Below are 19,840 nucleotides of genomic sequence, written 5' to 3' on the forward strand. Positions count from 1 at the left end.
GTTTTTCTGCCTAGTTTAGGATATTTAGCTAATAAAATGCGTAAAAACGAAAAAAATGTTGACGAATAGCGAGCGCGATGATAGAGTATGTTTGTGGAAAGCGCTAACACAATTAAATTTACGTAAAAGGAGTGGTGATTTTGAAAGTTGGATACATGACAAATGGTTTCGGTGGGTTAGTAGGTACAGGCGGAGGCGTCACCAATGTTCGAGAGTCAAAATATCTTTCTTTAATTGATGAAGCCGAAGTGACGAAGAAAATCTCTGAAGTTGGGTATCGCTACATTGAATTGTTTGATGGGAATTTGGAAAAATTTGATGATTCGCCAGAAAAATTGAAAGCGATTTTAGCTGAAACAAACACGAAGATCTTAGGGATTTATACCGGGGCAAACTATATTTATACTGATGCGTTCGAAGATGAATTTTTCCGTATTAAAAAAACGATTGAAAATATGAAAAAATTTGGAGCAAAACACTTAGTTCTTGGCGGCGGAGCGATCCGCGCAAAGGGAAATGGAGCTAAAGACTATCAGCTGTTAGCTCAAAATCTTGATCAAGTCGCACAATTTGCAGAGGAAAATGACATCATTGCAAGTTATCATCCCCATCTAGGTTCAGCGGTTGAGACACCAGAACAAATTGAGCAGCTGTTTTCATTAACGACTATTCGTTTTTGCCCAGACATTGCTCATCTTGTGGCTGGCGGTGGCGATGCGTTAGAGTTAATCAAAAAATATCGCCAGCGAATCGAATATGTTCATTTAAAGGATTTGAAGGGGTCAGAATTTGTTCCGTTGGGCGAAGGGGACATCCGATTGGAAGAAATAATTCACTATTTAAAAGAGGATGGTTTTTCTGGGGATTGGTTAGTAGAAATTGATGGTTACTCAGGGGATTCTAGCCACGCTTGCGAAACTTCTTACAAGTTTTTAGAACAATTTTTTGAAGTATAGGAGGATAGTTATGAAGTTTATCAAAAAGATGATCGCTTTTTCATTAATTTTACTTTTTGCAACTGGATGCGGCTCGGATTCTGCAGCTAATAAGGATGCGTTAGAAAAAACAGATGGAAAAGACGAAATAGTGTTAGATGAAAACGACATAAAATCGACAGGACCAAACGGTGAAAAAGCCGCACCCGCCAGTTCTTTAACGCTGACAGATGAAGAAATCGCAAAATTAAAAGCCGGCAATTATTCAGCAGCAATTTCGTTTCATTATGCTGGAAATGATTGGTCCTCAGCTCAGCAAAAGGGACTTGAAGATACCTTCAAAAAATATGGGATCAATATTGTAGGAACAACTGATGCAAATTTCTCTGTTGAACAACAGGTATCCGACTTGGAAACCTTAACTGCTCTTAATCCAGATGTGATGATTAGTATTCCCACAGATGCCAAAGCGACATCTGATGCCTTCAAGCGAGTAAGTGATCGTGGAATCAAGTTAGTCTTTATGGATAACGTGCCTGATAATTTTGTTGCTGGTGAAAATTACGTTGGAGCTGTTTCAGCCGATAATTACGGAAATGGCGTTATCGCAGCGGAACTGATCGGAGACAAGTTGAAGGGCAAAGGGAAAATTGGAATTATTCACTACGATGTTGACTATTTTGTGACGAATCAACGGTTAGAAGCATTTGAAAAAACGATTAAGAAGAAATATCCAGATATTGAAGTCATTGCAAAAACTGGTTTTTCAGATGTCAACCAATCCACCGAAGTTGCTGATGCTATGTTGACGCAAAATCCAGATTTGGAAGCTATTTTCGCAATTTGGGATATTCCTGCCGAGGGTGTCTTATCAGCGCTTACCTCTGCTGGGCGCGAGGATGTTTTTGTCAGTTCAATTGACTTAGGTGATAACATTGCCAAGGAAATTGCCCAAGGAAAAGTTTTAGGTGTGGGCGCTCAGTTACCTTACGATCAAGGTGTAGCGGAAGCAACGATGGCAGCCTATGCTTTATTAGGAAAAGAGACACCTTCTTATGTGGCTGTTCCAGCAACAAAGGTGGAAAGAAACACCATTGTTTCTGGATATGAAATGGTTTACCACAAGAAAGCACCAGGCTTTATCACTGAAGAATTAGACAAATGATAGTAGAGGGTGAACGCATGCTTGATTCTATTTTAAAAATGAACAGGATTGAAAAAAAGTTTGGCGAAACAAAAGTTTTAAAGGACGTGGATTTTACCTTAAATAGAGGAGAAGTTCATGCATTGGTTGGTGGCAATGGCGCGGGTAAATCGACGCTTATGAAAATAATGACAGGCGTTTACTCGAAAGATGGTGGGGAAATTCGGATCGAGGATCAGCTAGTCGATTTTAAAAATCGCGAAGATGCCTCAAAAAACGGGATTGAAATGATTTTTCAGGAATTGTCTCTCGTTCAATCGATGACAGTGGCACAGAATATTTTTCTTGGGAATGAGCTGCAAAAAAGCGGATTGATTGATGAAAAGGAAATGAACAGGAAAGCACGATCAGCCCTGCTTAATTTAGGAATAGATATTGATCCTAAAGCAAAAGTCGAAAGCTTGAGTGTCGGACTAAGCCAGATGGTGGAAATTGCGAAAGCGGTTATTAAGGATGCTAAAATTCTGGTTTTTGATGAACCGACAGCCTCTTTGTCAGACGGAGAGTCAAAGCAGCTTTTTCAGTTGATTAATGACTTAAAAGATAAAGGTGTAACGATGGTGTACATCTCGCATCGAATGAATGAAATCATGAATATCGCGGATCGTATCACTATATTAAAGGATGGAACCAACGTTTTAACAGATGAAATCGCTAACTTATGCTTAGAGGATATTGTTTCGTTCTTTGTTGGCGAAAACGGACCGACTTTTGAATGGAAAAAACGTGAGTATTCACAGGATGAGTCAATTTTAAAGGTAGAGAACTTAACCATTAACCACGCTATTTCCGAGATATCCTTTGAAGTGAAGAAAGGGGAGATACTTGGTATTGCTGGATTGATGGGGAGCGGCCGAACGGAGATTTTGGAAGGGCTATTTGGCATCAGTCCAATAGAGGCTGGAGAAATCTATATTGATAATCAAAAGAGTACGATAAAAAATGCTCGAGATGCTATAAAATCCGGCCTCGGTCTGGTACCCGAAGATAGGAGAAAACAGGGATTGGTATTATCTCACTCCGTGAAAGAGAACAACATTTTACCTATTTTAAAGAAATTGTCCTTTATTGATTTCGTAATTGATGAAAAAGAATCACAAGAAGTAACTAAAAAGAACGTTTCGGACTTCAATATTAAAACATCAAGCATAGACAAAAAAATCAGTCTATTGTCAGGCGGAAATCAGCAAAAGGTTGTCATTTCAAAATGGTTGAACACAAATCCTAAAGTGATGTTATTGGATGAACCAACGGCTGGAGTTGATATAGGAGCTAAAACGGAAATCATTAATATCATTCGCGAGTATGCCGATAAGGGAAACGGTGTCCTGTTAGTTTCTTCAGAGCTTGCAGAGCTATTGGCAGCATGTGATCGCATCTTGGTTCTTTTTGATGGAAAAATAGTGAATGACATTAAACGAGAAGAAATTTCATGTGAGGAGGAACTACAGCATGCAATCCAAGCAGGCTAATTTAGAAAAAAAGACATCCGATACTAAAATCGATTTTAAAACAATCGAGTGGAATAAATACATGGTTTACATCGTATTTGTTATTGTTTTTCTGGCTTTCTCGATTTTTTTAGGAAACAAAGGCTTTTTAAGCTCCAACAATCTGTTCAATATTCTAAGACAAACGTCAATGATCTCTATCATGGCCGTTGCAGGAACTTTTGTATTAGCGGCTGGTCAGATTGATTTGACGGTGGGTGCGGTTGCAGCCATGACAGCCATGTGTGTGTCTTTAGTATTGCAAAGTACGAACTCGATTATTTTAGCCTTACTAACGGGCTTAGGATTTGGCGTCATTTGTGGAGCAGTGAATGGTTTCTTAGTTACCATTCTTAAAATTCCAGCATTTCTTGCCACATTGGGAATGATGCAGATTATTCGTGGGTCGGCTATGTGGATTACGAATACCGCAGCAGTTCCGATCAAGAACAATCAATTTAATAGTGTCTTTGGTATAGGTAGCGTTGGTGGTATTTCTGTTCTAATTTTATGGACGATCCTGTTTTATGTAGTCGGTGTATTTCTATTTAACAAAACGCCATTTGGGAAACATACATTAGCCACTGGCGGGAATGAGTTATCTGCAAAATATAGCGGGATAAATACAAATCTCATCAAGTTAAAGGTATTTATCATGTCAGGCGCATTCGCCGCATTTGCTGGGATTTTATACGCTGGAAGAATGCAGTCAGGAAGATACTCTTTTGGTGATGGTGATGAAATGTCTGTCATAGCAGCAGTTGTTCTTGGCGGTGCCGCTATGAACGGAGGCTCGGGTTCTGTTATAGGAGCATTAGTCGGGTCATTATTGATGGGGATTATCAAAAATGCTTTGATCTTGGCGGGATTGAGTTCTTCTCAACAAACCATTGTTCAAGGGTTGATTATTGTTTTCGCAGTTGCATTGAGCAATTTATCAAGTAAAAAAAATAATTAAAATTTTAAGGGAGAGATATTGAAATGATCAAAAAAATTAATGTTGGACTAATCGGAGCAGGCTTTATGGGAAAGGCACACGTAGTAGCATATTCAAATATGCCAAAATTCTTTTGGCCGGCTCCAGCAGTTCCCGTACTAAAGGTAGTTTGTGATGTTGAAGAAGAGATCGCTAAAGAGGCAAAGGATCGCTTTGGTTTTGAAGAAGCAGTCACTGATTGGAAAGCGGTTGTGAATAATCCAGATATTGATGTTGTCAGCATCTGTACACCAAACGACTCTCACGCAGAAATTGCGATCGCTGCGCTAGAAGCTGGAAAGCATGTCTATTGTGAAAAACCAATTGCCAGTACCCATCAGGATGCAAAAGCAATGAGTGAAGCCGCAGAAAAAGCAGCGAAAAAAGGTATTATCTCAATGTGTGCGTATCAATACCGTCGTGTTCCAGCTTTAGTTTTGGCTAAGAAGTTTATTGATGAAGGTTCAATCGGCGAAATTCTAAATGTACGGGCACAATATCTGCAAAGCTGGTCTGCTGATCCAGATTCTCCTTTATCTTGGAGATTCCAAAAAGCCATTGCCGGAGCAGGGACATTAGGCGATATTGCTACTCATGTGATTGATATTTCTCAATACTTAGCTGGGAACATCAGTGAGGTCGTTTCTACAGTGAAAACCTATATCAATGAACGCCCAGTGCAAGAAGGCGGAGTGGATTTATTAGGTACGGTGAAACTTAACGGCGATGTGAAGAAAGAACCTGTAGATGTAGACGATGAAGCGTCATTCTTAGTTAATTTTGAAAGTGGGGCAGTCGGAAGTATTGAAGCTACCAGAAATGCTTGGGGTCGAAACAACTTTATCTCTATTGAGGTTCACGGTACAAAAGGTTCTTTAATCTTTAACTATGAACGTTTAAACGAGCTTCAAGTTATGTTTGCAGATGATCCAGATGATCGAAAAGGTTTTAAAACAATTTATACTGGTCCGGCACACTTCTATGGAGAAGTTACCTGGAATATTCCAGGAATGAACATTGGTTATGGAGAATTAAAAACGATTGAAGCGTACGAATTCATCAAGTCTGTAGTAAGTGGAAAACAACCGTCAACTAGTTTTGCGGAAGGCTACAAAGTGGATTTAGTCACAGAAGCAGTTATGAAATCTTCTGAGACAAAGGCTTGGACTAAAGTAGGGGAATAGTCGATTTTAAGTAAGAGGACCATTTATCCTGATAATGGTCCTCTAATATGGAAACATTTTGAAAGGAGTTTTATTTATGAAGCTAGGAATTGTAAGTGCCATTTTTGATCAAAGCAGCTTTGAGGAAATGATTGATATCGTAGCGGAGACGGGTTTAGAATGTGTAGAAGTTGCTTGCTGGCCTAAAGGAAAAGCAGAACGACGCTATGCGGGTGTTTCTCATATTGATACGAAGAATTTAACAGCAGAAAAAGCGCAAGAAATTTTGGCTTATTGTGAGAAAAAACAGGTAGAAATTTCTGCATTGGCCTATTATCCTAACCCACTAGATGAAAACTTGGAAAAACGCCAAGAAGCAATCGCTCATTTATATACACTAATTGATGCAGCGAAACTGTTGGGCGTAAACTTGGTGACGACTTTCTTAGGGAGGATGCCGAGCAAAAGTGTCTCTGAAAATCTAAAAGAGGTTGCCAGTGTTTGGCCGCCGATTATCCAATACGCAGAGGAACGAGAAATCAAAATCGGGATTGAAAATTGTCCAATGCTTTTTACTGAGGATGAATGGCCTGGTGGGCAAAACCTGATGACGACACCTAGCAATTGGCGGAAAGTCTTTGAAATTTTAGATAGTGATAACTTGGGGATTAACTACGATCCTTCTCATTTTGTTTGGCAGCAAATCGACTATATAGAACCTATTTATGAGTTCAAAGATAAGTTGTTCCATATTCATTATAAGGATATTAAGCTATATCCGAACAAATTGAAGGAAGTAGGCATAATGGCAACACCTCTGGAATATATGTCACCCAAATTGCCAGGTTTAGGCGATGTGGACTGGGGAAAATATGTATCTGCGTTGACTGATATTGGTTACAACGGATATACCTGTATCGAAGTTGAAGATCGTGCATACGAATCTGATTATGAAGATGTTAAGCGTTCCGTCAGACAAAGTGCCCATTATTTGCGGAATTTTGTCTAGGGGAGGTTTCCTTGGAAAAGCAAAATAAAAAGATAATCGGTGTAGATATTGGCGGGACGTCTATCAAGTTTGCATTAATGGACACGCAAGGGATAATTGAAAAAAAGTGGTCGATCCCAACAAGCATTTCAGAAAAGGGCAGATACATTCCGGCTGAAATAGGTTCTTCAATCCTTAGTTCAATAGACAAGAATACTTTAAGAGCGGTTGAAGGTATCGGAATTGGTGTTCCGGGAGCGATCTCCTCAGATGGAGCGGTCGTTGTTCGAGCCGTCAATCTTGGTTGGGAGCAGCTGCCTTTGAAGAAAATGATTAAACGAGAGTTGGGCATGGAGGCTTGCTTGCTGAATGATGCGAATGCAGCTGCTTTAGGTGAAATGTGGAAAGGGGCTGCCTGTGGTAGGAAAAATCTCCTTTTTGTTACTTTGGGTACAGGAGTAGGAGGCGGCATCATCTTGAATGGTGAGGTACTAAATGGCTGTCATTCTGCTGGAGGTGAAATCGGTCATATTCCCATTAGAACTGATGAGAACAGATTGTGCGGCTGTGGTGGCAGAAATTGCTTAGAAACCTTTGCTTCAGCCAATGGACTTATGCTTTCTATGCGAAAAAAGCTGGAACAGTTAGGTGAATCTTGGACAGACATTACTCCGCCAATCATTTTTAAAAAGGTAGCTCAAAATAATATAGCTGCAAAAGAGGTTTTAAATGAGTTTACCACTGTTTTAGCTCAAGCTTTGGCAGGCATTATGAACACGATTGATGTGGAAGAAATTATTATTGGTGGCGGGGTATCTGAAGCAGGAGCCGATTTATTAGATCCGTTAAAGGAAAAGTTGGAAATGTATGTTTTTCCTCCAATTAAGGATCACTTCTTTTTAAGAAAAGCTCTATTAGGCAATGATGCGGGAATCTATGGAGCTGCATATTCCTACTTAACTAAGAGTGCACGGTGATGTGCTATTTCTTTCTACAAAAGAACTGTCTAATTCGGTTCTACAGTATGATTTTAAATCTTTCCTATTTTGAAGTAGGGAGGATTTTTTAGTATTCAAATAATAAGGAAAACAGAAGTTCTCAACGCTCATTTTTGCAATAAAAAAACTGTTAGCATATTAAGCTAACAGTTTATAAATGATTAAATACATCACAGGAGGGATTCGAACCCCCGACCGTCCGCTTAGAAGTAGAAGCATCGAAATTCCATATGACCCACCAAAATAGACTCAAATGGCTCTATTTCAAGTTTTTTGATAAATTTCGAATCTTACACTTAGTAGTTTGTGGTAGCAAATAAACTAAAATGGCAAAAAAAGTGTTAGCAAGCTGTTAGCAGAATCATTAGCTTGAAAGAAAGAGTTGAATACGTATAGTTTAGGCACATTCATTAAATGGATGTGTCTTTCTGTTATTTTATGCATTTCTATTTTTGTGGTAGTAAAAAGATATAAGCAAATGGTGAGCGTATATCTTTTTTGGTAACTTTCTAGAATTAAGAATTTGTTTTTGATAAAAAGGATACTGGATCTTCAAATCTATTATAAATACCAGTTGTATCAAATAGTTCTTGAAGAAGTTTTCCCTTTTCTTGTGGATTGGTTTTGATCTCTAAGAAAAGACACAATAATTGAGTTGTGGTTAATAAGCAATGGTCACGTTTTTTTGAATAGTTGATCATTTGTTTAGGGAAAATGTCTTCAGTTCTTTTAGAGAGTTCCTTTTTACGGAAACCATTTACCACTAGAATCGCCTTTGGAATGGTGCCATTATTCTCAATAAATTCGGACACCCATTTTTCTAATTGTGCGGCATGTTTTTCAGCGGCACTTTTAGAAACACCTTTAATCTCAATGACAAATTTGTGATTGTTATATTCAAAAATACCATCAGCACGATTATGTTCCGATTCCCAAATCGTAAATCCTAATTCGGAGAAAATTTGGGTGACAATTTTTTCTAACTCTTTCCCGCTAGAAGTTAGTGTTAGTTTATATTTTTGAATAGCTTCTAATCGTTTTTGTTGTTTCTCTTTCTGAGCAATCAAATTATCTATTTTTCCTTGAGTTTCTATAATTTTCTCAGAAAGAGAATTTTCTTCGAGAATTGGGTAATTGTTAGTCCAAGAAGGCAATTCAAATTCTTCGATAGAAAATTGTTTCTCTTCGTGAAAAGTATCAATTGACTTCAAAAAATTATTAACAACTGTACGAAAACCTTTATCACTTTTGTAGTTATCTCTGCTCAATGATACTGGTAAAATTAATAACTGAGCAGATTTGAAAATAAAAGCTTTTGCAATTATTCGTTTAGAATTGGGGATAATAGCCAAGTCAATCGAGCTTTCAAAGCTACTTTCTAAGTAATAATGATATTCAAACTGAATATCATTTATTGAGAATAAGTTCTCGTAAATATTATCAGTATAATACATTAAATCATAACCAGAACCAGCATGAAAAACCAAATTATCTATCGGTATTATTGAAAGGAGTCTAATTAATTCGTAGCCATTGGTCATAACTGCATATATATTTTCTTTGGGAGGAATAATAATAATGGTTTTTCCTGATTCTAAAAATTCAGCAATTTCCTTTTTTCTTCTTTTTATATCAGATACTAGAGTATAAGAATCAACCTCATCTAGTAATGGGGCTCCACGATGATAAACTAGATGACCTCTTACTGAATCTTTTTTAAAACTGTATTCATATATGACATGGTTCAAATCAATAATAAGGATATCATAGCTTAGTACAGACTCTGATGAACTAAAATTGATATTATCAATATTTTTGAATGTTAATTCTGAAAAATTCATACTTAACCCTGCAATTTTATTTTTCACGATGCTACTCCTTTTCAAACAGAATTTTAAAATAAGCATACAACAAAAAAAATGAAAGAAAAGTTGAGCTAAAATGAAAGAAAAGTTGAGCTAATAAGTACTATTCATATTGAAGATATTGCTAAGCACCTTACGGAGCGTGGCGTGTGCACTTGTCCTGGCGTTAGCCAGGAGACATTGTGCACACGCACACGCCAAAGTGTGCGTGGTTGGTTTTGGGCAGGCGCTTGCGCCTGCCCAAAACCGTTTACCTCCCGATATCTAATAGGGGGGGTAGAAATAAAATAACGAAACAAAAAAGATTCGATGAACGTTGGTATAGAAGGCTTAATTCAAGGTTGTGTTTTGTGTCCTTTTTGATGATTTTTGGGGGACACAAAAGTTGAAATCCGATATTAGCAATAGTTTAGATGGTTTTTTTATGATTCAAAAAAAAGTAAATTCGTTATTTATTCTTAAAGGAAACTTGGAGTTCAAAGAAGTATGAAAATATTGATACAGATTTTGCTTATCCAATACTAAGACTAGAAAATGAAATCAATTACTCAAAGAAAAATTGTACAAATATTTGGCAGGCCTGTTTATATTAAAAAGATGAAAAACAAGAGTTTAATATCCAAACAGATTGTACAAAAGCTAGGAGAATAAGCTCATATCCATATGAAGTAGGGGATACAGATACAAAACATGATTGTCTATCTATAATAAAACGTTTTCGATGGAATTTCCAAAGAAATAATTCAGCGAGTAGTAGCACTTTAAATTTTGCCAAATAAGCTATTAGCTGATTTTGATTATATTTACACAAAGCAAGTGGTAAAATAAGACTAAAAAATAGGATGCTGATGTTAAATGGATTATAAAATTGGAGATGTGTCAAAAATCTTAGATATTCCAATTGGTACACTACAGTATTATGAATCAAAAGGGATAGTTACACCTAGAAGAGATTTAGAGAACGGTTATCGATATTATAATGATTGGAACATCTATGAGTTAGTTAGGTATCAAGTTTATAAAATGAATAGTTACTCGTTAAAAGAAAGTTTAACGACAGAAGAAAATAGTAGTTGGGAAAACTATTTGACAACACTTGAGGAAAAACGAAAGATTTATCAGAAAAAGAAAATTTTCTATTCTTTGTTACATGAAAGAACCCTGCGCTATTTAGATATAATGCAAGTTGCTAGACAAGAAAAATTTTCATATGAAATAGTTGAGTTCAATGAAAAAATGCATTACTTATTATTAGACACGTTAACAGATAAGTTAACCGAGAAGCTCTTTGGAAATGAAAAGGAATTATTTGCATTCGTTAAATATATTATCCATTTCAACTTAACAGATAAAAAGATAAATAATTTTAAGTGGGGATTAGCCTTAGATAATACCATTGTGGACTTAATGGAAGTGTCCGTCTCAAATGAAGTTTCTGTCTCCGCTTTTGAAATGTGTTTACGGACATACATTTTTATAGAGAATGATAATGAGTATCCTCTAGATTTTTTATCAGAATTATTTTCATATATTGATAAACAAGGATACAGACATACTAATGAGATATTCGGTAACTATTTGTTACATATTCACAACGAACTAGAAAATAGAAGATTGATCGAAATTCTTATTCCTATTTATAAAAAATCTTGACCCTCTAGTTAGTAAAGGGATTAATCTAACCTTATACTGACAAAGGAGGAAAAAGAAGATGAAGGAATTTCAAAACAAAACGGCTCTAGTTACCGGTGGGCTTAGCGGAATTGGTAAAGCGACAGTATTTGAATTGGCATCGAAATGTTGTACGGTGGTTATTTTTGATGTACAAGATGATAAGGCTGCGGCGGTGATTGAAGAGGCTGAAAGATTAGGTGGGGTAATTGAATATAGAAATTGTAATTTGTTCAATTCAACTGAAATTGATAAAGGTTTCGATTTTATTGAAGAAAAGTATGAACATCTAGACTTTGCCTTTAACAATGCCGGATTTGGCATATTGGATAAAAAATTTGGTGAAGTTACTGAAGATGAAATTGATCAACTACTAGGAATTAATGTAAAAGCCTGTATGTTGTGTATGATACGAGAATTAAAAATCATGGAAAAAAATGGTTTCGGTAGAATTGTGAGCACGTCTTCAGGAGCTGGGCTTACGGGAAGTAAAGGGATGGCCTTATATAGTGCGAGTAAGCACGCTGTTGTGGGGTTGACAAAATCAGCTGCTTTGGATTATCCGAGACAAGGGATAACTGTTAATGCCATTGCTCCAGGGGCAATTGAAACAGAACTGGTTTTGAGTCTTAAGGAACGAGATCCTGCCGAATTTGAAAAAGGCCTTAACAGAATGCCCATAGGAAGATTTGGGCAACCAGAAGAGATTGCTCGTGTTGTTTCTTTCTTGTTCCAAGAGGAATCAGCGTTTATTAATGGTACAGTAATTCCTGTGGACAGTGGTTTTGTAGCTGGCTCCTAGTTGTTTTAAGTAAGCAAGTAAGTTGGATGATTCCGTTCAATTTACTTGCTTTTCAAATTTTTATTTTAATTTGTTAAATTATTTTTTTCCTGAGATAGAGGAAAAAGATAAGCTTATTAAAAAAAATAAAAAATATATACTGAAACAAAGGAGGGGTCCGGATGAATATTTTGACGAAGCGTCAGGAAGAATTGCTCAAGTATTTGATTTATCAAGATAGGATTATTCCAGGTAAGAAGTTAGCGGAACATTTCAATGTTACCTCCAGAACGATAAGAAATGATATTTCGGTGATTGAAAGTATACTAAACGAAGAGTCAGGAATTGAGTTTTCATCGTTTCGTGGAAAGGGCTATCAAGTATCCATTATTGACAAGTATAAATTGAATAAATTCTTAGATAATTTTACTGATTACAAAAATGGATTGCCAGTTGAGCCTGAAGAAAGAGTAGATTATTTAATAAAGAGGCTTTTGTTAAGTTCTGAGTACCTCAAATTGGATGACCTTGCTGATGAGCTTTACATTAGTAGATCAACAGTGCAAAATGACTTGCTGCATGTTAAGTCTTCTCTAAATGGATTCGGGATGCAATTACTATCAAAACCCAGCAAAGGAGTCATCATCATTGGTGATGAGAAAAAAAGGAGATATGCTATTGCGGAAAAAGTAGCGGCGAGAATGAATGACCAAAATATTTCCATTTTATCCGATTTGATTCTATCTGAAGAGGAAATGCGACTATTACGAGACATTGTCTTAACAAGACTAAAAGAGTCGAAAATTGGTTTGTCTGATGTGGCGCTGAACAATTTAATTATACATATCGCTATTGCTTGCAGAAGAATACGTGAAACAAGTTACATTCAGAGGCATCATTCAAGTCAGATTAGGGGCAAAGAATCTGAGATAGCAAAAAAAATTATAAATGATATATCTAATTCTCTGGTGATAGAGTTTCCGGATATTGAGTCTGATTATATTGCGATGCATCTAAAAGGGACAAAACTTTTTTTTAATAAAGAAGAGTTAGATATTTGGAATGAACTAGAAAAAGATGTTTCAATAGTTGCAAAAAAAATGATTGAGGATGTTGAAAATAGATTAGACTTGGGAATTGAAGGTGATAAGGAATTACTGGCTGCTTTGTCAGTACACCTAAAACCTGTTTTGCATCGTTATGAAAACAGCATGTCTATTAGGAATCCAATGTTAGATGCAATTAAAGTAAATTACCCTATTGCTTTTGAAGCGGGTATAATAGCCTGTAAAACAATAGAAAAGCATTACTCTGTTTCAATTGGTGAAGATGAGGCTGGGTATATCGCTTTGCATTTTGGGGCTGCTATTGAAAGAATCAAAAAGCAGAACATGAAAAGAAGATGTCTTATTGTTTGTACAACCGGAAGAGGCAGTTCACAACTGTTGTACTACAAAATACAGTCGAAATTTGAAAATGTTATATCTATAGTGGGAGTAACAGAACTTCACAATATTCAGCAATACGATGATAAAGCTATTGATTTTATTATTAGTACTGTTCCAATACCAAGCAGCTTAAATATCTCTATTCCTTTTGTGGTAGTAAATGCTCTTCTTGATGAAAATTCGATAGGGCAGATTAAGGAAGTGATTGAATCAGAAAATAGATCAACTGCTATATTGTACTTGAATCAAGATGCTATTTACTTAAATATGAAATTATCTACTCCTGAAATGGTTATCCATTTCCTATGCAATGATTTGTTTGAAAAAAAGTATGTTCAATTTGGGATTGAAGAAAGTGTTTTGGCTCGAGAAAAATCTGCTCCAACGAGTTTTGGAAATTTAGTGGCAATGCCTCATCCAATTGAGGCTTTCTCTTCCGAAACTTTTTGGTCATTATTAACATTAGAGAAACCAATTCTATGGAAAGATAAACAAGTCCAAGTGGTATGTTTTCTTCATATTGCTACACACGATATGGATGAGCTTGAACCATTATACAATGATTTGCTTTCTTTATTAGATAGAAAAGACAAGGTCCAAGAACTTTTAGAAGCAAATAAAATTCCAGAAATTTTAGATATCGTGGAACGTTTGTAAATATTACTATGAGGAAATTAGTCATTCTTTTTCGTTAGACTAAATTGTTCCTCATGGTTTTTTTAATTCATTTGAAGCTAGAGTTCTTTAGCTACGACTTACATAAATCTGTTTGAATTGAAGGATTTCCTTTAGTAATGGAAATTCCTTGTGTGGAGAAAGTACTTAACTGGCTTTATGATTTAGATATAGAAGTTGGAAGGAGAAAATTTATGGAAAAACAACAAGAAATAGCTGTCGAAAATATATCTATGAATATTATTGCTCATTCTGGGAATGCGAGAAGCTTAGCATTTAAGGCTTTACAAAAATGTAAGGATGAGGATTACGTAGAATGCGATTCCCTTCTTGAAGAGGCAGGGCAGGCCTCTGTTAAAGCACATCATTCTCAAACAGAATTATTAGTAAGAGAAGCACAAGGGAAAGAAACAGCAATAAGTGTACTTTTAATTCATGCTCAGGATCATTTGATGACAAGTATGTTAGCGATTGATTTGATAAAAGAAATTATTAATTTAGAAAAAAATAAGAAAGGAGAATAAAAAATGAAGATTCTATTGATTTGTGCAAATGGTTTATCCACAAGTATTCTTATGCAAAAAATGGAAAAGTGGGGGAGAGAAAACAGCAGAGATTTATCAGTAAAAGCAGTTCCTATGGGGGGTTATGAGGATGTGTATCAAGAATACGATTGTCTCTTAGTTGCACCTCAGATCTCATACAAATTAAAGGAAGTAAGAGAAACAGCAGTTGGAAAACCTGTAGGTGAAATCAATACAATGGATTATGGATTAGGAAATGTCGAGAATATCATGAAGAATGTAGATAAATATTTAGCTGAGGGGGAATAAGTATGAATAAAATGATGAAACTCATTCAAGAAAAATTGACGCCTATTGCTAATTTTTTTGGTCAACAACGTCATTTCGCGGCCCTTCAAAAAGGAATTATGACAACAATCAGCTTTATTTTAGTTTCCGCAATTTTTATGATTATTGCAAATCCTCCGGTTACGCCTGAACTTGTTGAACAAGGCGGATTTTGGTCCATTTTTTCTGGTTGGTTAAATTTTGCGACGGCAAACAAAATGACGATACTAATTCCATTTAATATGACGATGGGAATGATTTCTGTCATTGCGGCTTTTGCGATTGCCTATTATTTGGCTGCTAGCTACAAAATGTCAGCCTTAAACAGTGGATTAACAGCGATGATTTTATTTTTCATTACTGCAGCACCAACAATGTACTATCAATTAGCAGATGAAACGACTTTATCTGCGATAAATACGAATTACTTAGGAGCTGCCGGATTATTTTGTGCGATATTAGTAAGTTTACTTTCAGTAGAGATTACTAGGTTCTGTCAAACACACAATTTAACGATCAAGATGCCGGATGGTATTCCGCCTTTTCTATCGGATATATTTAACTCGCTTGTCCCGCTATTACTTAATATCAGTATCTTTTTTGGAGGGAACTTGCTAATCAGTGTGTTTGATCCTAAATTATCAATTCCTTCTTTAATAGAAAATATCCTTAGAATTCCTATCGCTGGAGTTAATTCGGTACCAGGGGCCTTACTTGTCTGCTTCTTCATTTTGATTTGTTGGTGTGTTGGAGTACACGGGATGATGGTTGTTATGCCGTTAACAACACCGATTACTCTAGCAGCTTTTGCAGAAAATGCAGAGCTGTTTGCAAGTGGACAACCGCTAGTTTTTCACCCAATTTTCATGACAATGGCAATAGCATTTATAGGCGGAACTGGGAACACATTATCATTTGTTCTTCTTTGTCTGAAAGCTGAATCTAAACAATTAAAAGTTTTTGGAAAGGCTTCAATTATTCCGAGTATCTTCCGAGTTTCAGAACCAGTCATTTTTGGAGCACCGATTATGTTCAATCCAATTCTAATGATTCCCTTTGTTGTCGGAGGAATGCTTTCCGCTATTTTGTTCTGGCTTGCCTGTATCTCCGGTCTATTAACGTCACCATATTTGCTAATCACTGGAACTTTTCCAATTCTAATTAATGGGTTTATTAAGTCATTGGACTGGCGATACATTGTATTCGAGATTTTATTAACGATAATTTTAATCTTTGTCTGGTATCCATTTTTCAAAGTTTACGACAAGCAATTGCTAGAACAAGAAAAAGAAAACGAATCAAATCAAGCTCAAAATGATGAACTAATTGAGGAAGGACTTTATTCAAATGAATAGCAAAATATCTACAATTAATTTTCCTACTGATTTTTTATGGGGAGGCGCAATAGCGGCCAATCAAAGTGAAGGGGCTTACAATGTTGATGGAAGAGGATTAGGAAATATTGATTTGATTCCACAAGGCCCCGATCGTTGGAAAACAATCATGGGGGAGCTTGATACACTTGAAGAAAAGGAGGATTACCATTATCCAAGTAGACATGGTATCGATTTTTATCATAAATATAAAGAGGATATAGCGTTATTAGCGGAAATGGGTTTCAAAGTATTTCGTTTATCTATTTCATGGAGCAGAATATTTCCCAACGGAGATGATCCAATGCCAAATGAAGCAGGTCTAAAATACTATGAAAATGTTTTTAAGGAATGCCAGAAACATGGGATAGAACCACTTGTTACGCTCTCTCACTATGACGTACCGCTTAGTTTAGTGAAAAGATTTAATGGGTGGGAAGGTCGAGAAACATTAGTATGTTTCAAAAAATATGTCAGTACCGTTGCACGTAGGCTTGGTAAATATGTTAATTATTGGTTGACGTTAAATGAAATAAACGCAGTTAGTCACCTGGCTTTTCTTGCTGGCGGAGTTGTACTGGATAAAAGTAAAAAGAAAGACTTTCAAATTAACCGAGCAATCCATCATCAGTTGACCGGGTCAGCTTGGGCTGTAAAAATCATTCATGAAGATAATCCAGAAAGTAAAGTAGGATGCATGATTGCTGCTGGTGTTTCTTACCCTTATAGGTGTGCACCAGAAGATATTTGGTTAGCATATGAAACCGATCGTGGTAAATATTTTTTCACTGATGTAATGGTACGTGGGGAATACCCTAATTACAAATTAAAGGAGTACGAAAGAATTGGTTTTGAGATTCCATTCAGAGAGGATGATGAAGAAATTTTACGTAATCATCCGATTGACTTTATCTCATTCTCCTATTACGCTTCCCACTTGGTTTGTGCAGACAAAAATGTGCTTGCCGAACAGGCAAAAGGAAATGTTTTCCCGACACTTAAGAACCCCTATTTAAAAGAGAAGGAGTCGGCATGGAAACACCAACGTGATGCCCAAGGACTTAGAACAACTTTAAATATGTTTTATGACAAATATCAACTGCCGCTCTTTATAGTTGAAAACGGAGTTGGAGGGATAGATCAGTTAGAGGATGGCAAAATCCATGATGATTATCACATTGATTACTTGAAAGAACATATAGACGCAATGAATGATGCTATCAATATTGATGGTGTCGACTTAATTGGATACACTTCATGGGGTTGCATTGATGTGGTTTCCGCTTCTTCGGGGGAAATGAAGAAAAGATATGGATTTATTTATGTGGATGTTGATGATCAAGGTAATGGGAGCTATAAACGATATCGAAAAGATAGTTTTTATTTCTATAAGGAGGTCATCGCTTCAAATGGAGAAATCATACGTCAATAAATAAAACAGAAGAAATGCGAAAGCATGAAGAGAGTTGCAAGTTGCGGAAAGGTGGATATAAGTGAATAGCCTGATAGTAACTTGTGGCTTTTTTTGAAAGGAAAAAAATGATTAAATTATTTGCCAGTGATTTGGATGGTACTTTATTGAAAGGACGCAACCCGGATGATCCTGTTTATGACATCATTGAGAGGGTTTTAGAACAGAAAAAGTATTTTGTGATAGCTACTGGAAGATTGATGTATCCAGAACATATTAAAGCAATAAAGTTTGATAAGTATCCCGTTTACATCATTTGCATGAATGGAGCATTGATTAGAAACCCTCAAAAAGAAATAATATTTAGAAAGAAAATCAATGATCCGTTTTTAATGAATATGTTTAAAGAATTTCCTGCTGTTTTCTTTGAACTTATTGGAGAAAAGAATATCTATCTAAAACAAACAAGAGAAGAATTTATCGAACATGTAGTTAGTAGTGAACTGAGAAGGTCAAAACTACCTAGAGATAACTTATTCTTGTTTTTAAAAAATTTTCTTTTTGAGTGCAATGAAAAAGATATCTTGAATGAAGGAATATTAAAAATAAACTGTCACATTGATGATCCTAAAGAAAATTGGAGATTTCGAGAGTTTTTAGAATCTAATAAGGAAAGTGTTGTGAATTCGCCATTTGAAAGTAATGGTATTTTTGAATTGACTGATAGTACTGTCAATAAGGGTCATTCATTGGGCTACCTAATAGACAAGTTAAAAATTAATAAGGATGAGGTAGCAGTATACGGAGATGGTGAAAATGATCTATCAATGCTAAGGCAATTCAAAAATTCATATGCACCACAAAATGCGATTAAAGAAGCAAAGAGAAGTGCGAAAGAAGTTATCGAGTCCTGTGATGCTTATGGTGTTCCAAAGCATATACACAAAATATTAGAATCACAAGATACTTGCTGAATCTTTGCTAAAACAAACAAGCAACTTTTTAATACTTATTTATCCGAGATGATGATTCTTAGAATTATCATCTTTTTTGTGCAGTAATTTATATGTTTTACTAGGCATTCGTGATTATCAATCCCATAATTTGTTCGATATTAATAGTCTTTTAGTATGGAAAATTGTGTTTTGTTAAGCAACTTGATAAACCATATTTACCAGAAATGACTAACGAAATTTTGATATTGTTCAGACAACTTATGGATGCATTGGAAATAAAAACTGTTTTATAAAGAAAGGTGACAAAACTAGTGAATGAAATGAATATAACATATATATTTATTCGATATATTACAGTAACAATAAAAAGACAAGTGAGAGCATTTTATCGTAAGTATAATAAGGTTATCTATCAGGAAAATAAAGAATTCATTGAAAATTGTCTTAACATCATAGAGATAGAAAACGAAATAATTGAAAATCGTACAGATTTACCCAGTGCTTTTTATGAAGATCTTGAAAAGAAATTGTCTTATCAGGATTTACTCTTCAAGGGTTTAAACTCTCTTAATGATATAGAAAAAAGAATAATGTACGAGAAGTTTTTAGAACAACGATCAGATGCTGATATTGGAAAAGAATATTTGGTTAGCAGCCAAACTATTTCAAAGAGGAAAAGGAATACCTTTGGGAAATTAAGAAATTATTTTTCCACTTAGTCTGCAATCTTCGAAACAAGTCTCCGCCAATAAGTATGTATTCAATATTTCTTGGATAGGAGGGATGAAATGACTCGTAATCTAGTACCGTTAATAAAAAAGGCTCAATCTGGTGACGAAGAAGCAATGACAGTTCTGTATGAATCTTTTAAACCATTGCTCATAAAAAATTCTCTTAATCAATCTAAAAAAATGAATCAGGATTGCTATCAAGAACTGTCTTTACAATTTATTCTTGCAGTTCACGCTTTTGATTTAACAAAATATGTAGACAATTAGCCAATGGAGCAAACATTTTGAAATTTTGTGGTTTCAAAATGTTTGCTCTTACCTATT

At 35.7% G+C, this 19,840-nt stretch carries 18 protein-coding genes; 17 read left to right on the plus strand and 1 reads right to left on the minus strand.

Annotated features, from left to right (window positions below; genetic code table 11):
* Window positions 1-134: 134 nt before the first annotated feature.
* From AC4J95_RS13575 to AC4J95_RS13605, 7 genes are all read left to right on the plus strand, one after another.
* The gene (locus AC4J95_RS13575; protein WP_494550348.1) at window positions 135-956 is read left to right on the plus strand and encodes a sugar phosphate isomerase/epimerase family protein; all 822 of its coding nucleotides are present in this window, start codon (window positions 135-137) and stop codon (window positions 954-956) included.
* Between the two features lie 10 nt (window positions 957-966).
* Complete coding sequence (locus AC4J95_RS13580) at window positions 967-2,100, plus strand: substrate-binding domain-containing protein (protein ID WP_010745698.1); 1,134 nt, start codon at window positions 967-969, stop codon at window positions 2,098-2,100.
* Between the two features lie 17 nt (window positions 2,101-2,117).
* Window positions 2,118-3,611 (plus strand): sugar ABC transporter ATP-binding protein, encoded by a 1,494-nt coding sequence (locus tag AC4J95_RS13585; protein ID WP_494550349.1) that lies wholly within the window; start codon window positions 2,118-2,120, stop codon window positions 3,609-3,611.
* Window positions 3,592-4,587 carry an ABC transporter permease gene (locus AC4J95_RS13590; protein WP_494550350.1) on the plus strand — a complete coding sequence of 332 codons (996 nt, stop codon included), beginning with the start codon at window positions 3,592-3,594 and terminating at the stop codon, window positions 4,585-4,587. The genes AC4J95_RS13585 and AC4J95_RS13590 overlap by 20 nt, the downstream gene beginning before the upstream one ends.
* 23 nt (window positions 4,588-4,610) lie before the next feature.
* Complete coding sequence (locus AC4J95_RS13595) at window positions 4,611-5,789, plus strand: Gfo/Idh/MocA family protein (RefSeq protein WP_494550351.1); 1,179 nt, start codon at window positions 4,611-4,613, stop codon at window positions 5,787-5,789.
* 76 nt (window positions 5,790-5,865) lie between these two features.
* Complete coding sequence (locus tag AC4J95_RS13600) at window positions 5,866-6,777, plus strand: sugar phosphate isomerase/epimerase family protein (protein WP_494550352.1); 912 nt, start codon at window positions 5,866-5,868, stop codon at window positions 6,775-6,777.
* Window positions 6,778-6,788: 11 nt separating this feature from the next.
* Complete coding sequence (locus AC4J95_RS13605) at window positions 6,789-7,733, plus strand: ROK family protein (protein WP_494550353.1); 945 nt, start codon at window positions 6,789-6,791, stop codon at window positions 7,731-7,733.
* A 536-nt stretch (window positions 7,734-8,269) separates the two neighbouring features.
* On the opposite strand, the gene AC4J95_RS13610 is transcribed toward AC4J95_RS13605, so the two are convergent.
* Window positions 8,270-9,622, minus strand: a complete 1,353-nt coding sequence (locus tag AC4J95_RS13610) for a hypothetical protein (RefSeq protein ID WP_270791309.1) — start codon at window positions 9,620-9,622, stop codon at window positions 8,270-8,272.
* 852 nt (window positions 9,623-10,474) lie between these two features.
* On the opposite strand from AC4J95_RS13610, the gene AC4J95_RS13615 reads away from it, so the two are divergent.
* The 10 genes from AC4J95_RS13615 to AC4J95_RS13660 all read left to right on the plus strand — a co-directional run bounded on the left by AC4J95_RS13615 (window position 10,475) and on the right by AC4J95_RS13660 (window position 19,783).
* Entirely contained in the window at window positions 10,475-11,272 is a 798-nt protein-coding gene (locus tag AC4J95_RS13615; protein WP_270791308.1) for a MerR family transcriptional regulator, read from the plus strand.
* A 58-nt stretch (window positions 11,273-11,330) separates the two neighbouring features.
* The gene (locus AC4J95_RS13620) at window positions 11,331-12,092 is read left to right on the plus strand and encodes an SDR family NAD(P)-dependent oxidoreductase (RefSeq protein ID WP_270791307.1); all 762 of its coding nucleotides are present in this window, start codon (window positions 11,331-11,333) and stop codon (window positions 12,090-12,092) included.
* 161 nt (window positions 12,093-12,253) lie between these two features.
* Window positions 12,254-14,176 carry a BglG family transcription antiterminator gene (locus AC4J95_RS13625; RefSeq protein WP_270791306.1) on the plus strand — a complete coding sequence of 641 codons (1,923 nt, stop codon included), beginning with the start codon at window positions 12,254-12,256 and terminating at the stop codon, window positions 14,174-14,176.
* Between the two features lie 212 nt (window positions 14,177-14,388).
* Window positions 14,389-14,718 carry a PTS lactose/cellobiose transporter subunit IIA gene (locus tag AC4J95_RS13630; protein ID WP_270791305.1) on the plus strand — a complete coding sequence of 110 codons (330 nt, stop codon included), beginning with the start codon at window positions 14,389-14,391 and terminating at the stop codon, window positions 14,716-14,718.
* A 3-nt stretch (window positions 14,719-14,721) separates the two neighbouring features.
* On the plus strand, window positions 14,722-15,027 hold the full coding sequence (locus AC4J95_RS13635) for a PTS sugar transporter subunit IIB (protein WP_270791304.1): 306 nt from the start codon (window positions 14,722-14,724) through the stop codon (window positions 15,025-15,027).
* A gap of 2 nt (window positions 15,028-15,029) precedes the next feature.
* Entirely contained in the window at window positions 15,030-16,400 is a 1,371-nt protein-coding gene (locus AC4J95_RS13640) for a PTS sugar transporter subunit IIC (protein ID WP_270791303.1), read from the plus strand.
* Window positions 16,393-17,850, plus strand: coding sequence for a 6-phospho-beta-glucosidase (locus AC4J95_RS13645; RefSeq protein WP_270791302.1), 1,458 nt, complete (start codon window positions 16,393-16,395; stop codon window positions 17,848-17,850). Before AC4J95_RS13640 ends, AC4J95_RS13645 begins: the two co-directional genes overlap by 8 nt.
* A 107-nt stretch (window positions 17,851-17,957) precedes the next feature.
* Window positions 17,958-18,803 (plus strand): HAD-IIB family hydrolase, encoded by an 846-nt coding sequence (locus AC4J95_RS13650; RefSeq protein WP_270791301.1) that lies wholly within the window; start codon window positions 17,958-17,960, stop codon window positions 18,801-18,803.
* 302 nt (window positions 18,804-19,105) lie between these two features.
* Complete coding sequence (locus AC4J95_RS13655; protein WP_494550355.1) at window positions 19,106-19,504, plus strand: sigma factor-like helix-turn-helix DNA-binding protein; 399 nt, start codon at window positions 19,106-19,108, stop codon at window positions 19,502-19,504.
* Between the two features lie 69 nt (window positions 19,505-19,573).
* Entirely contained in the window at window positions 19,574-19,783 is a 210-nt protein-coding gene (locus tag AC4J95_RS13660) for a helix-turn-helix domain-containing protein (protein ID WP_270791300.1), read from the plus strand.
* The last annotated feature ends 57 nt before the right edge of the window (window positions 19,784-19,840 follow it).

The organism is Enterococcus sp. GPZ-007 (assembly GCF_059374735.1).